12 protein-coding genes are annotated in these 15,094 nt (G+C 49.2%); 8 read left to right on the top strand and 4 right to left on the bottom strand.

What is annotated here, in order from left to right; translation table 11 throughout:
- The 5 genes from dctP (VMT62_13560) to VMT62_13540 form a co-directional block, all read left to right on the top strand.
- On the top strand, window positions 1-597 hold a 597-nt coding region (gene dctP / locus VMT62_13560), incomplete at its 5' end, for a TRAP transporter substrate-binding protein DctP (protein HVN97451.1).
- 186 nt (window positions 598-783) lie between these two features.
- Complete coding sequence (locus VMT62_13555; protein ID HVN97450.1) at window positions 784-2,484, top strand: hypothetical protein; 1,701 nt, start codon at window positions 784-786, stop codon at window positions 2,482-2,484.
- Window positions 2,485-2,562: 78 nt separating this feature from the next.
- Entirely contained in the window at window positions 2,563-4,248 is a 1,686-nt protein-coding gene (locus VMT62_13550; protein HVN97449.1) for a hypothetical protein, read from the top strand.
- 119 nt (window positions 4,249-4,367) lie between these two features.
- A complete protein-coding gene (locus VMT62_13545; GenBank protein ID HVN97448.1) occupies window positions 4,368-5,228 on the top strand; it encodes a nuclear transport factor 2 family protein in 861 nt (286 codons plus the stop codon).
- A gap of 139 nt (window positions 5,229-5,367) precedes the next feature.
- Entirely contained in the window at window positions 5,368-7,227 is a 1,860-nt protein-coding gene (locus VMT62_13540) for an aldehyde ferredoxin oxidoreductase family protein (GenBank protein HVN97447.1), read from the top strand.
- Window positions 7,228-7,639: 412 nt separating this feature from the next.
- Here VMT62_13540 and VMT62_13535 read toward each other — a convergent pair whose 3' ends face one another.
- The 4 genes from VMT62_13535 to VMT62_13520 form a co-directional block, all read right to left on the bottom strand.
- Window positions 7,640-7,873 carry a hypothetical protein gene (locus VMT62_13535; GenBank protein HVN97446.1) on the bottom strand — a complete coding sequence of 78 codons (234 nt, stop codon included), beginning with the start codon at window positions 7,871-7,873 and terminating at the stop codon, window positions 7,640-7,642.
- Between the two features lie 178 nt (window positions 7,874-8,051).
- Window positions 8,052-9,113, bottom strand: a complete 1,062-nt coding sequence (dctP, locus tag VMT62_13530) for a TRAP transporter substrate-binding protein DctP (protein ID HVN97445.1) — start codon at window positions 9,111-9,113, stop codon at window positions 8,052-8,054.
- Window positions 9,114-9,160: 47 nt separating this feature from the next.
- Window positions 9,161-10,630, bottom strand: a complete 1,470-nt coding sequence (locus VMT62_13525; protein ID HVN97444.1) for an aldehyde dehydrogenase family protein — start codon at window positions 10,628-10,630, stop codon at window positions 9,161-9,163.
- Window positions 10,631-10,930: 300 nt separating this feature from the next.
- The gene (locus VMT62_13520) at window positions 10,931-12,040 is read right to left on the bottom strand and encodes an alcohol dehydrogenase catalytic domain-containing protein (GenBank protein HVN97443.1); all 1,110 of its coding nucleotides are present in this window, start codon (window positions 12,038-12,040) and stop codon (window positions 10,931-10,933) included.
- A gap of 290 nt (window positions 12,041-12,330) precedes the next feature.
- Here VMT62_13520 and VMT62_13515 point away from each other — a divergent pair, with 290 nt between their 5' ends.
- From VMT62_13515 to mftC, 3 genes are all read left to right on the top strand, one after another.
- A complete protein-coding gene (locus VMT62_13515; protein ID HVN97442.1) occupies window positions 12,331-13,683 on the top strand; it encodes a PAS domain S-box protein in 1,353 nt (450 codons plus the stop codon).
- 197 nt (window positions 13,684-13,880) lie between these two features.
- On the top strand, window positions 13,881-14,018 hold the full coding sequence (mftA, locus tag VMT62_13510) for a variant-type mycofactocin precursor (GenBank protein ID HVN97441.1): 138 nt from the start codon (window positions 13,881-13,883) through the stop codon (window positions 14,016-14,018).
- A 263-nt stretch (window positions 14,019-14,281) separates the two neighbouring features.
- On the top strand, window positions 14,282-15,094 hold an 813-nt coding region (mftC, locus tag VMT62_13505; GenBank protein ID HVN97440.1), incomplete at its 3' end, for a mycofactocin radical SAM maturase.

Raw genomic sequence — 15,094 nt, 5'->3', positions numbered from 1 at the left:
AAGCCCCTTCAGTGGCAGGGGATGGTGAATGAAATTATTTCCCGCAAACCTGTGAGAAAACTCGCTGATGTCAAAGGCCTGCGAATAAAAGTCATTGGGGACTACTCCAAGGTGTTCGCTGCGCTTGGCGCGGAAGGTGTGTCCATCTCCAATGCCGATGTATATGTAAACATGCAAAAGGGGATTCTGGATGCCACGACTGCGCCCATGGAGGTCGTCGAATCTCTAAAGTTTGCTGATGTAGCAAAATATGTTCCGATGTTCGGTTTCTATCCGGCTCCACAATCACAGCGGGCCATGAACCTCTCCAAATGGAAGAGCCTTCCGCCCGATATCCAGAAGGTCTTCGAGAACAACGTAGACTATTGGGAACAAGTGACCCTTGAAGCCGTGGCAGCAGCAAACGCGCACGCTATGGAATTCGGCAAGAAGGCCGGAGTAGAATTCATACCCATATCGGCAGAAGACAAAGCCAAGCTGCAAACGCTGACTGTTTCGATAGCGGAGAAAGACGCGAAGGACCTCGATGCCAAAGGAATTCGTGCGACGCAGATCCTGCAAGAGTCGCAGAGACTTATCAAACAATACGCCAAGTAATGGTGCGAGGCCGTCGTTGGCTTGCCAGGCGGACACAGGATATGAAGATGTTTCGAGCGGAGTGCGATGGGTTGTGTTCCCGCCCGCTCGAAACATACCCGCTCTCCATGATGTTTTTTCCTCAAGTTTAGAGGAAAGCACGTTTTTGCGGCGTCACATGACTAAGAAGAAATGGAGGTTGATAACATGCAATACGAAGCCCTAAATCCTCGCGGAGACGTTGATCCGGTACACACCATCGGACTCCAACCCAGAGTGAAGAACCTGAACAATATCACCCTGGGTTTATATGCGACCTTTAAAATACACTGGGTCCAGATCCTCGATGAAATCGGTCGGCAATTACAGCATCGCTACCCCAAGATGAAGATTGCCCGTTTTCAATATACCAAGGATTTGAACGCGTACACGCAAGTGGCAGAAGTCGCGAAAGATCCGGAAGTGAGGCCCGCCTTTGAGAAGTGGCTGAAAGGAGTGGATGCCGTGCTCACGGCCAATGGTGATGCGGGCTCCTGTACCCTTTACCTAACGTACAACACGACGCTGGTGGAAAGGCTGGGCAAACCGGTTGTTATGATGTTGAAAGACCAGTACTTGGACATCTTCAAGCGGGCGGCCGCATTGAGAGGCGTTCCGGCAATGAGGCATGTATTTCTTGATATCCCGGACATTTCGGATAACAAGAACATTGATCACTGGATGGGGGGAGAGCTTTCACGGCGTGTGGCCGCGGTGCTGGACGACATTGTCGCCGCGCTTACCAAACCACTTACCCCCGAAGAAAAAAACCCGCCCAAACCACCAAAGGCTCTGCCGAGAATAGTGGTGAAGGGGAATATCCAGAAAGTAAACGACTTTTTCTATGACCGTGGCTGGTCATACGGCATGCCTATCGTACCGCCAACGGAGGAGTCCGTCAAAGAGATGTTAAGGGGGACCGATCTGCCGCCAGACCACGTGGTGGCCAAGATCCCGCTCATGAACGGCAAAGCTACCGTGGAAAAGGTTGCAATTAATGCGGTCATGGCCGGGTGTCGTCCAACCCATATGCCGGTCTTGATAGCCGCGGTGGAAGCAATGGTCGATCCTAGGATGTGGCTCGAAGCCTATACTTGCAGCGTGGCGTCGTGGGCGCCGCTTTTGATTGTGAACGGGCCGATCCGGAATGACCTCAATATTAATAGCGCCGGAGGTGTTTTCAGCCCGTACTACCGGGCTAACGCAGCCATAGGACATACGTTAGGTCTTTTGATTATGAATATTGCCGGTATACAGGGCGGGATTGATGATAAAGGATGGTGCGGACACGAAGGTCGTTTTGGCATATGTATCGGCGAGAACGAAGAGGAAAGCCCCTGGGAGCCGCTGCATCAGTTCTATGGTTTCAATAAAGAAGAGAGCGCGGTCACGCTCTTTTTCCCGAACTCACGTCAGTTCATGTTCTTTGGCGATGACCCCGCCGCCATGCTGCAAACGCTTTGTGATGGCCTTCAACCAATGGGTTTTGACCCGGGATGTGCCTTCATTATGGCTCCCTCAGCCGCGCGAATATTACACAATTACGGCATGTCAAGGAAGGACTTCAGGTCCTACATTGTGGAATATGCCCGGAGACCGGCTCCCGAGGTAAACTTACGTTGGATGAGGGGTAACAACCATCTGCCTAAAACAGTCGTGTTGCCGGCGGAACCTTCAAGAACAGTCCGGAAGTTCTTTAGCGACTTGCACCTGCCCGTAGTAATCGCGGGGATGAGCTATGGAAATGGCATTGTCGCGTACGGAGGAGGCGGTGACCATGGCGGTCCGGTAACTCACAAGATAACGCTGCCAAAGAATTGGAAGAAACTTGTGGCTGAGTACAAGGACAACAAGCCTCAATACAAGTGATGTGTCAGAAGGCTCACGAGCAAGAAAGAAAAAACAGTTTGCCATCACGTTATCGTAACTAGTAACTAGGAGGGAGAGATGGAATATGAGGTTTTAAGCCCTTGGGCCGAAAAAGACAACATAGCAAGGGGACTTCAGCCGAGAATAGCTAATCTGGAGAATAAGACAATCGGCATGTTTTATTATTTCTTCAACTCTCATGTTGCAATCTTGCGGGAAATAGAGAGACAGCTCAAAGAGAAATTTCCCACACTCAAGTTCAGCTACTATCAGTACACTGTAGAAACCAGTGAAATTGAGCATGACGCAACCCACAGGGAATCATTTGAAGAGTGGGTAAAAGAGGTGGATACGGTTATCAGTGTCTACGGTAATATCCCTTCCCCTACGCTCTACATTGCGTATAATACAGCCTATATTGAGAGGCTGGGCAAACCCGCTATCATACTGACGGGCCAGGCAGGCGTGAATATGGCCCGGTCCGGAGTCTCGGCTAAAGGCTTTCCTGAACTGCGTGTCTTAACGGTGGATTTGCCGCATATAAGCTTTGGTGCCTCAGGCGAAATACAGGACATGTTCATACCTGGGATTGCCAAGGCCCTGCACCAAATCATAGAAGCGCTGACAAAACCGTTAACCGAACAGGAAAAGTCACCGATCAAGGGCGCTGAAAAGGCCTCGAGGATCATCTACAAAGGCGGACTGGAAGATGTTAACAGGTTTTTTTACAAGAACGGATGGTCTTATGGAATGCCTGTTATACCGCCAACTGAAGAGGCGGTCAGGGAAATGCTAACAGGGACAGACTTGCCAGCCGATCATGTCGTAGCCACTTTACCGCCGATGCTGGGCAAGGCCACGGTAGAGAAGATCGCCATCAACGCGGTAATGGCCGGATGCCTCCCTACCTACTTGCCGGTGCTGATAGCCGGTGTAAAGGCTATGGTAGATCCACGCATAAAGCTGGAAGGTTATACCTGCAGCATGGGGTGCTGGGAAGCCTTTTGGATTGTTAACGGCCCTGTTCGTCAGGCATTGCACATTAATAGCGGCAAAGCGCTGATGAGCCCGTACTTCCGGCCTAATGCCACAATAGGACTTGCCCTGGGGTTAATACTGATGAACGTGAGCGGCGTACGCACCGGCATGGAAGAAGGGGCTGCGATCGGGCACGAAGGCAAATTCGGTGTCTGTTTTGCCGAGAACGAAGAGATGAGCCCCTGGGAGCCTTTGCATGTTCAATACGGCTTCAAGAAAGAAGACAGTACGATCACTTCTTTTTGGCCCAACAACCGATCGTTCTGGCAGGTTCGGGGCACCGAAAACATCCTAAATACCATAACGGAAAATATTCCCGCTTTCGGGTTCGACCCGGGATGTGCGTTCATTCTCGTGCCTTCAGTGGCTAAAGATTTGGCTGATTCAGGTTATACCAAGAAAGATTTTATGAATTACGTTCAGGAGTATGCCCGCAAACCCATTGACGAATCATATCTGGATTGGCTTGTAAATGCCCACCATCCGAGCAAAGGCTTAGTGCTTCCGCAGGCGTCCTGCAAATCCAGCATGCGCCGTTTTTTTAGTACAGAACACATGATAACGGTTGTGGCGGGCAGCCATGACTACTTTTCGTTTGATATAGCGGCCTATGGCGGGGGCGGTGATCACGGTGGACCGGCCATTACAAAGATGGAACTACCGACAAAATGGGAGCAGCTCGTCAAAAAGTACGATGATATAGTACCCCATTACGGCAGATATTAGGCAGATGGCCACTCAAAGGCAGGCGGTACGGAATTGGAGCAACGAAACAGGACCCGGCAAGATTCCCCGGTCCTTGGTGATCTACCTTGAGAGTGTCTAATTATCATAAGGAGGAGAGAATGATGGTCACTTTAGAAGAAAGAATTGCAAAATTGGAACTGGAGATACAACGCGCTCAGGCTGCTACCGAAGTCCTGAACTGTATCGGACGCTATGAGGGCGTCCACAAACCTATGACTATGCACCTAACCCCTGAGGTGTTCGCGCTTTCCACGGCCGACGTATCCATGGAAGTTTCCGACTGGGGCGTATTTGTGGGACCCGAAGCTATCAAATTCCAGTTTGGACAAATGATGCAGGAAGAGCTTATCGGCTGTATGTTTGATCACTACATTGCAACTCCTATTATCGTTGTCGCGGGCGATGGCAAGACGGCAAGAGCGAAATTTGACTCTCCCGGACATGAGACCCAAATTGACGCGAATGGCGGTCGTAAGTGCTACTGGACCTGGGGCAGTTACAGCGCCGACTTTATCAGGGAAGCAGACGGTAGGTGGAGGATCTGGCACTTAAAATGGTGGAGAACGTTCCGCACTGACTACTATAAAAGCTGGGCTGACGACTGGCAGAATATCATGACCGGACCTGCCCACGAGCATGATTGGGCAGTTGAACCATGCACCTTCTTCCATCCTTATGATACGAAGACTGAGCGCTGGCCCTTCCCTCTTCCTCCCGAACCCTACGAAACCTATGAAGGTACTATGCTCGACTGGGCCTTCGGCGGCGATAAATATAAGGGGATTAAGGAAGCATATTTTCAAAAATACGGGACCCCGACCGGCGCATTCGAATTCGCTCACGGCCGCAAGGCCGGCATCAACCTCAATAACCCGGCCGGTGCAAGCTTTAAGGTCACGCGAGATGGTAGCCATATTGACACGGGTTTGGCTTTGGATGGCTCCAAGAAAGAAAAGTGAGGAGGAGAGTAAACCAAGATGATTCTCACAAATCGTTAGTCGGAAAGACTAACTTTTAGGGGTCATACAATAATGGGGTTGATCCGGGGTAGCTCGGGCGCAGCACCGGCCGGATGTCGAGCGGAAAGGAGAAACGATTATGGTGAAAGGCGATAGAGGAAAAGTCGTGCGGGTTGATTTGAGCACACAAGCAATCACGTATGACTATGTGGACGAAGTGACTGCAAGGAAATATGTCGGCGGAAGCGGCCTCGCAGCCAAAATACTCTGGGATGAGACAACACCCAACACTCATCCTTTGTCGCCGGAGAACTTACTTATGTTCATGACCGGTCCCCTCACAGGCACCATTGTGCCGTCAAGCAGCCGTTACGTTGTCGCCGGAATCTCCCCGTTGACCGGCATTTGGGGCAAGGCTACGGTCGGAGGCAAGTTGGCCTACGAGCTCAGGCATGGCGGGTTTGATGGTATCGTGGTCAAAGGTAAGGCACAAAAGCCTGTATATCTTTGGTTTCATGATGGGGAAGCTACAATTCGTGATTCAGCGCATATATGGGGCAGAGATGTCTACGAAGCGGCTGAGCTTCTCAGAGGAGAAACCGATAAGAATGCTGGAATTGCCTGTATCGGCCCCGCAGGAGAGAAACAAGTGAAAATAGCCTGCATTATCGGTGACGGGAAAGCAGGAAGGGCGGGGGCACGATGCGGGTTGGGCGCGCTTATGGGAGCGAAAAATTTGAAAGCGATTGTAGCAAGAGGGACATTCCCCGTACATGTCAAGAGCAGGGAGCGGCTGCAACGTAGCGTCAGAAAGCTCTATGCTATCTATCCTCCACGACACGAGGATAAAACAATCGTACGCGAAGCGCAAGCTATCCTGAAGAGCATTGTTCCAGTCGGCGGTTTCCCCGTTAAGAACTGGACGGAGGGCACCTTTGGGGAAGAATTGTGTAGAATGGCTGATGATACAGAAAGAGCAAAGCCCATCTTCTGCAAAGGTTGCCCATACGGTTGTGGAGAGTCGCTCTATACTCCCGATGGGGAGAGGCACGTGGTGTGGGAAGCCTGGGGCCCCTTGGGAACCAATTGTCTCATAGACAACATGGAAACACTGCAGGAAGCGTATAGCTTTTGTAATAAATATGGTCTTGATTCCATATCAACCGGAGGTGTTATCGCTTTTGCGATGGAGTGTTTTGACAAGGGTCTTATCACAAAAAAGGATACCGATGGTATTGATTTGCACTGGGGTAATCACGAGGCCATGCTTGAAATGGTGAAACAAATAGGAAGGAGAGAGGGCTTTGGTGAGCTATTGGGTGATGGTGTCAGGATAGCCGCCGAGCGAATCGGCGGATGCGCGGCTGAATACGCGATTCACACTAAAGGATTAGAATACCCGGCGCATGACCCGAGAGCGGCAATGGGCGGGGCCCTGGCATATGCGACCGGTAGTATCGGAGCCTGTCACATAGAGGCTGCAGGAATTAAAGGGATAGAGAATTATAGCGGAGGTACCACGGACAGAAGCTATCCGGACTTCGGATACAGTGAAACATTGAACCGCTTTGCTCTGGAGGGTAAGGCCGAGCTTGCCGCAAAGACACAGGATTGGGGTACCATGCTGGACTCATTGGTTATTTGTTACTTCGTATCGAGCAGATTACAACCATCCGACGTAATAAACTTGCTGAACTCTGTAACCGGTTGGGACATGGATCTGAAGGAGTTTATGTGCGCGGGTGAACGAGCATTTAATCTATTTCGCATGATCAACGTAAGACGTGGAATAAGCAGAAAAGATGACACGTTGCCGCCTCGGTTTCTCAGTCATAAAAGAGGCACGGGTGGAGCGGCAGACAGCCTCCCGTTTCTCGGCTCCATGCTCAATGAGTATTATCTTTACAGAGGATGGAGCGAAGAAGGGGTACCCACAAGAAAGACATTAACAAGACTGGGCCTTGAGCAATGCCCGGTGCCCAGGCCAAGAAAAAAGTGAGGGAGCTATCGATCCCGAACTACGACCCGTGAGGTTTTGACCTGCCCCCAATATCCTCCTTTTTCTGTCCAGATTCTAACACAGAGACTGGACTCGTTTATTGGGGGCAGGTCATCGGTATTCTACAGGAGTGGCAGAACCGATCCCTTCTTGAGATTCCGGATGATACAACCCTCTTTGATCAGATGAAGCATATTCAGGATATTGATATTGCCAATATGACCGAAAAGTTCTTCGCGGTTAAGGCCCTCTGCTTTGTGGTAGGCAAATTTGAAGTAGATGGGGGAGGGGATAATATGGCGGGGTATCAGCCTCGTCGGTATTGGGCCCTGTGAGTAGGGATTTCGCCTACAATTAGAGTCCTCGGACATGTCAAGAAAGACTGCGGATTACCAGGAAAAAGCTTTACTGATCAGTGTTCTGCGTCGAGCACCTTCCTCACCGTCTCAACAAGCTCAAGCTTTGCAAGGAGTTTCAGGAGTAGTTCCTTGATCCCCGCCGGGCGCTGTCCCGATTTACGCCATCGCTGTGGCTCTGAGGCGAGCCGCATACCAGTGAGTTCCGGCATGGTCTGGTCGGTGATGACGAGATCGAAGTCAGATGGGTCTTGGGAAAAGAGCTTTAACGCTTGGGTGCTGCTTGTCACGGACGGATTAAGGGAGAGGGCTTACGCCCCCTCCTTGTCGACTGTTAGAACCCATTCGACTAAACTGTCCAGCCAGAGAGCTGGCCGAGGGCGGGGTTGGCTTTCATGGCATGTTTCCGACATGAAACAAATACGCCAACACCCCTTCTGCTCACCATCTTAGGTAAATTCTATTGATTTACTTGGTGTACAGGTCAATAAGACGCCGCGTTTCATTGAGTATCTTCGTACCGGGAAGACCCTTAGCATCAAGGTCCTGAGCTTCCTTCAACGCTATCGGTTTAAATGGCGCATAGAACTTAGCAAGCTCTTCGTTCGATAGGGGTATAAACTCAATCCCTGATTTCTTTGCGCCATCTATGGCGCGTTTGTTGACTATATCGTATTCGGCATCATTTGCCTGGGCGTAGTATTCTATATTATTTTCAAGAACCCTCTTGATGTCAGGAGAAAGGCTATTATATTTTTCAAGGTTCATCACTCTCATTCCGGTGTGGGTTCGATACAAGTTAATCACTGTAACATACTTGGCAACATCGGTAAGTTTCAAGTCGTCGAGTCCGAAGTACGGCACAATCGCTCCATCCAGAATACCCTTCTGCATGGCCACATACACCTCTGAAGCTGCCACAGACAGGCCTTCAACTCCCAACTGCTTGAGTACCTCTGAAATGTCACCTGAGACCTTAATCCTAATGCCCTTCAGATCGGCGATTCTCCGAACCGGCTTCCTCGTGATGAGCTGGCTGGTATCGCCCGCCCAGCATAAAACCTTCATTCCCTTGTACTCTTTCTCAATCTCCGGGAACTTGACGCGCAGTTCTTTGAAGACCTTACCGCCTATCTCCTGGGTGGTACCGTAAAAAAAGAGCATGCTTGCCTTGGTGATTGGAAAACCACTTTTAGATGCTGTAGGATTGATGAGGGCTATGTCGATGGCTCCCTGAGTAACTTGTTCGGCCACATCCCTGCCCCCAATAATAGATCCTCCCCAATAAGGTTTGAATTTCACCAGGCCATTTGCTTCTTTTTCAACTTTGTCCATCCATCTCTTGTCAATTACGCTGAGCGCCGCATCGGCTCCATACGGAGTGCCGTAGGTCAACTCAACGACCTTCTTCTGCTGGGCCATGGTGGCTCCTGACAATCCAAGCGTGATAAAGCAGATAGTTGCCAAAAAAACTATTCCCCTCTTTGTTAACTTCATTTTCCTACCTCCCTTGTTTGTTTTTCTTGGCATTGCTTCTTCTAACTACATTTCACCCCTTCCCTTAGAAATAAAGTTCATCACAAGGTATGCCAGGGTTTTTTCGAGAGTCCGCTAATATCGGCATATACCACTTTCAGCTGAGTATAATGTTCAAGGCCAACGACACATGAACCGTCTCTGCCGATACCACTCTCCTTGTTGCCACCCCAAGGCAACTCCTTCAGATTCATCATGTGCTCATTGACCCAAACCGCTCCCGTATTTATCTCGCCCGCCAATCGTATCCCTTTGGCCAAATCTTTGGTCCAGACGGAAGCGCAAAGGCCGTAGCGGGTATCATTCGCGAGGTCCACCACTTTTTGCTCATCATCGAATTTAATTATGCACGCTACAGGGCCAAATATTTCTTCTCGGGCAATTCTCATTGTATGACTGACATCTCTGAATACAGTTGGCATAACATAATAGCCTCGATCCAACGGCGCTTTGGGTCTGTTTCCGCCAAGAACCACTGTGGCTCCTTCCTCTATGCCGATTCTTATGTAACCTTCAATCTTATCCCTGTGATCTTCACCAACTACCGGTCCCATCTGGGTAGAATCGTCAAAAGGATCGCCGACCTTGATCTTCCTCGTCTCACTTACAAGTTTATCCACAAATTCATCGTAAATTTTTGCATGAACATAAACCCTACCCGGTGAAGCACATATCTGACCGCTATTCGTGTTCTGACAGAAGGCCAGAGCTTCCGTTGCAGCATCAACGTCAGCATCTTCGAGTACTATAAAGGGATTCTTACCTCCAAGTTCCATAATAGTGTTCTTTACTGTCTTTGCAGCATGAGACAGGATATCCTTACCAGCCTCGGTGCTTCCTACAAACGATATAAGATCAACTTCAGGATGGGAAACCAGCGCCTTTCCTGTCAGGCCACCGGGCCCGGTAATTATATTGACAGCTCCTGGAGGCAGGTCGATCTTTTCAAGTAGCTCTGCGAGTTTCAGGGCAGACAGGCAATCAAGGCTTGCCGGCTTTATGACACAGGTATTGCCCACCGCCAAGTTTTTGGCCATCATTTGTACAGCGCCCGTGAAAGGCACATTCCAGGGAATAACGGCCGCGCAAACGCCGACCGGCTCCCGCGCAATGTAGCTTAGCGTGTTCCTCGTTGCAGGTACTTGTATACCCATGATTGCCTTGCTCATCGCCCCGGCGTATCCCAGGATATCGATTGATCGTAATATCAGAGATCTAGCCTGTTTTATTGGCCAGCCATGATCAAGTGTCTCGATCCGGACAATTTCTTCGGCATTCTCGGCGATGGCGTCGGCAATTAAACTTAGGATTTTTGCTCGATCAGAGGCAGTGTTGCGCGACCAGATAGGAAATGCTTTCCTCGCTGCTTCTACCGCTCTATCAACCTCGTCGTCGCCTGCAAGAGCAACTCTGGCAAATTCTTCCCCGTTCGCCGGGTTGACAACGGGAAAAGTCTTACCGGATTTTGCCTCAACCCATTTACCACCTATCCACATTCTGAAGTTCTGCATTTGACCACCTCCGCATTTGTTATGCGCATAAAATTCCAAATTACCTTTCTATAAAAAGAACAGCTGTCTATTCCGCCCATGCTCATCCAAGCGACGCATATCGATCGAACACAACAGATCTAATGAAAGTATCACCATAAGACGGTTAAGGTTTCTTCATCAATAAACTTCTCAACGATGCGCGGCTGTTAATCGCCAGTCACTTTTTGATTTGTCATGGTTGAGGTTGAAGCCCCTCAACACGTGAAGGCCTTTTACAGCTGTGCCTTACTTCCAATGGAAAGCAAGAGGCCTCACAAATCAATCAAAGGCACATACCCAACGGCCCAAAATCTGACGCTTCGTCATAGCGTCCACCACTTCGTTGATTTCCTGCAATTTGAACTTCCTGCCTATGAGCTTGTCCAGCTTGTAGTCTCCCCTCATTATTAAATCAACAAAGGCGGGGATATCCTCCTTGGGACTAATATTTCCATACACGGTCCCTTCGATCGAATTACAGTGATGGCCGAGAAAGAACGTCGGGAGGGCAGCAGTTGCTTCGGGTCCAGGAGCTCCGACCGGAATTAGCTTGCCCTTAGGGGCCAGTGCCCAGAAAGCCTGTACCACCGCTCCCGCGTCACCTGCAACCTCGAAGCAAAAACGTGCGCCCCCATCCGTAAGCTTCAGGATAATGGGGACAGGATCATCTTTACTGCTATTGATAAAGTGCGTGGCCCCGAATTCCCTCGCAACGTTTTCCTTGCTCCCTTCCAGGTCGACTGCAATGATGGGGTTTGCACCCCTCATTCTGCATCCCTGCACGACGTTGAGTCCGACACCGCCCACACCCCATATAGCAGCCGATTGCCCTGGTCTTACCTGAGCGACATTTGTTACGGCGCCAAATCCTGTTGGCATACAGCAGCCGAGGAAGCTGGCTTGATCCAGAGGCATGTCGTCTCTGATCTTGATGGCCGCTTCTTCTGGAAGAACCATATACTCAGCTAAACCAGAGATATACCCAGAATGCTTAAGGATCTCGCCGTTGGCATCCGACAATCTTGACGTAAAATCGAGGAGATTGCCTGTCCTTCTTGCCTCCGTGCTTGCCCTGCACAGATACGGCCAACCAGCTCTGCATTCGGGACAATGACCGCAGGCAATAAGCCAGGTGCCAATGACGTGGTCACCTTTATTCAAAGTGGTCACACCGGGCCCCATATCGACTACGATGCCCGATGCTTCGTGCCCTATTACCACGGGCATAGGGAATGGGGTGGTACCGTTAATGGCGCTAAGATCCGAATGGCAGAAACCGCAATACTCAGTCTTGACCAACACTTCTTTTTCCTTTGGTGCAGCGAGGTTGACCTCCTCAACGCTTATGGGCTGATTGACCGCTCTGCAAACCGCCGCTTTCATTCTCATGACCCTTCCTCCTTTATGCTTCTTCCCTTGGTTTGCTTCCCCCTTCATTAAGGAGGCGTGCGTTGGCCTTTGTACTGCCGCCTGTTCGTTGCCCGTCAAATATCAATAATGATTATTATAAACCCAAGATCTAAAAACAGTGATATGATAAAAATGTGATTATAATATGATTAGAGAACTCCTATAAGATAATAGACGTATTAAGTAAAAGATGTCATCGGCACTGCGGTCTGGCCGGTCCAAGACGGATGCATTTTGATTTCCACAGATAATTAGGCTATTATAAAATTGTGGCACAAACCAATAGCACCGAAATGGAGCGATTAAAGGCAGAACTGGTAGCGACCAAGGCCAGATACGATGCTTTGATTCGCATACAACCCGAGGCGGTCTGTCGTTGGCTTCCTGACACGACTTTGACTTTCATCAACGCGGATTATGCCAAAATCTGCGGCATGAACCCAGTTTCGCTTGTGGGTCGTAAATGGATTGAATTAGTACCAGAGAATGATGAACGTGAGAAAGTGCTCGGACTTGTCACGTCACGTGGCAGTCAGTCGCAGGTGATCTCTTACGAACACAGACTCTTGGGGCGGGATGGTAATACCACGTCCCTACGATGGACCACTTATCCGATCAAAGGTAATCAAGGACGCGTCACCGAATTCCATTCTACGGGTGTAAGACTGACGCAAGAAGCGCGGATCGCCAGAGATCTTCGGGAGAGCGAGCAAAGATTCTTTGACCTAGCCGATATCGCGCCGGTTGGTGTATATATGCTTGACGATACCAGTCCTATTTACGTTAACCAGCGATTCGCTGAGATGCACGGTTACACTCCTAAGGAGCTGTTAAAAAAAGATACACTCAAGGATTTGACTCATCCGGATGATTTAGCTAAGTCGGCAAGACGTCATAGAAGAAGGCTTTTAGCTGGCCCCGGTTTCGAGGAGAATTTCTGTTTTCGGGCACTAACTAAGACGGGTGAGATTATGTATCTTGAGAGATACAGCAAGGTGACCACCTACGGAGGGCGTCCCATCATTGTAGGTATTGCCATTGATGTCACGCAACAAAAAAACGATGAGGCAGAATTGCTGGATTACAGAAATCACCTTGAAAGGCGAGTCAAAGAAAAAACACTTGAACTCCGCAAGAGCAACAGTCAGCTTCGTGAAGATGTCAAGAGGCGAAAAAAGATTGAAAAAGATCTCGAGATCCAGTCCAAGCATCTTCAGGAACTCAATACGACTCTAAAGGTTATGCTTGAACAACGCGATAATGACAAAAAAGAGTTTGAAGAAAGAATTCTTCTCAACGTGAAAAACATGGTATTACCCCACCTCCGTCTTTTGAAGAAGACCAGGTTAGACCCAACGCAACAGATGCTCGCATATACAACCGAGGCTAATCTTGGCGAGATTATTGCTCCTTTCATGACAAGCATAAGCCGTTTTGGCTTCACTCCCACAGAAACGCTCATCATTTCGCTCATAAAACAGGGAAATACAAGTAAGCAGATAGCTCAAGCCCTCTCAGTCTGCCGGGATGCGGTCAGTCGTCATAGGTACAATATCAGACGAAAACTTGGCCTTAACAAGAGAGTTTCTAATTTACAATCTTACCTGAATGCACTTCAGTAAAAGGCGGTATGATTATCGTACTATCGTATAGCTCATCCGGTATTGCGTCAAGAATTAGAATAAAAGATATAGACATGATGTAGGAGGAAGATAATCATATTATGATCCAATTTTTATCATATTAAATTTGCGTTTGGAGTATGGCATACTATATTCTTGAAAATTGTATGAGATGAATATCCAGGGAGAATAGTACCATGAGGAAAACACAAGAAAAAGGGCAACAAGAACCTGATAAAGGGCTGCACGAAGAGAACATAGAAGTGCCAAAAGACGTATTAGAGGAAATAGAGATTGAAGACCTTACGGTGGATGGCATCTGCGGTGTCTACTGAGACCGGCAAGAAGGAAGACTGGAGGGGGCAAAGGGAAGCTCACTGCGTTGTCGCACCGGGAGTCAGAGCGAGAAGGGAGAGCTTCGGAATTCTTTTCTATCATAGCCGCAATGCGAAACTGACGTTCGTGAAATCGGGCAACCTTCTCGATTTGGTATGCACCAGCGACGGAATGTTGGTTCTTGGCGCACGCACGCGCCAAGAAGAAGATCAGGAGAGGATAGAACGCTTTATCACTTCTTTATTGAAGAAGGGTCTTATACTTGAAAAATCGATTTGCTGAAAATACTGTCCTTAAAGCCCCGGTCAATGTGACGTGGGAGGTTACCCGAGAGTGTAATCTCAAATGTCGCCATTGTCTCTCGGCAGATCTTTTGGACCTGTGCAGTCAAGAACTCACGTTCGATCAGTGCCGGTCTCTCGTTGACGAACTTGATCGCATGGAAGTCTTTCAGATTAATTTCGGGGGAGGTGAACCTTTTCTCCGAGAAGACTTTGTCGAGATTCTCCAGTACGCCCATATGAAGAACATAACCACTTGCGTTAGCACAAACGGAACCTTGATGACGGAAACCCTGACAAAAAAATTGGTAGAAATGAATCTTCTCTATATCCAAGTAAGCTTAGACGGGGCGAGACCTGCGACAAACGATGCAATAAGGGGCAAAGGGACCTTTGATCGGATTGTAAGGGGCATCGAACTCCTTGTCGAAGGGGGGTTCAGCCGAATGAGCATCAACACAGTGGTTACAGCCCTTAACTTCAGAGAGATTCAGCACATCCGTGAACTTGCAAACCAATACGGAATAAGAACGAGGCTCTCGAGGTTTCGCCCTTCAGGTAACGCGAGAAAGGTCTGGGAGGAATACCGGCTCGATAAGGCCCAGTTGGCAGAGCTTTCAGAATTTCTCGACATGCACCAGGACGTGTTGACCGGGGATTCCTTCTTTTCAATCACCTCGGCAGACAGACAGAAACTGGGTCTCAACATGTGCGGAGCAGCGAAAATGACCTTAAGTATCTCCCCTGATGGTACCGTCTATCCCTGTGCATTTCTGCAGGAGCGCGTTTTCCGA

This window comes from Syntrophorhabdaceae bacterium, from assembly GCA_035541755.1.
In the GTDB taxonomy this organism is placed as follows: Bacteria; Desulfobacterota; Syntrophorhabdia; order Syntrophorhabdales; family Syntrophorhabdaceae; genus PNOF01.
Note: the sequence above shows the minus strand (reverse complement) of the source record. Positions and strands in the feature narration are given on the sequence as shown.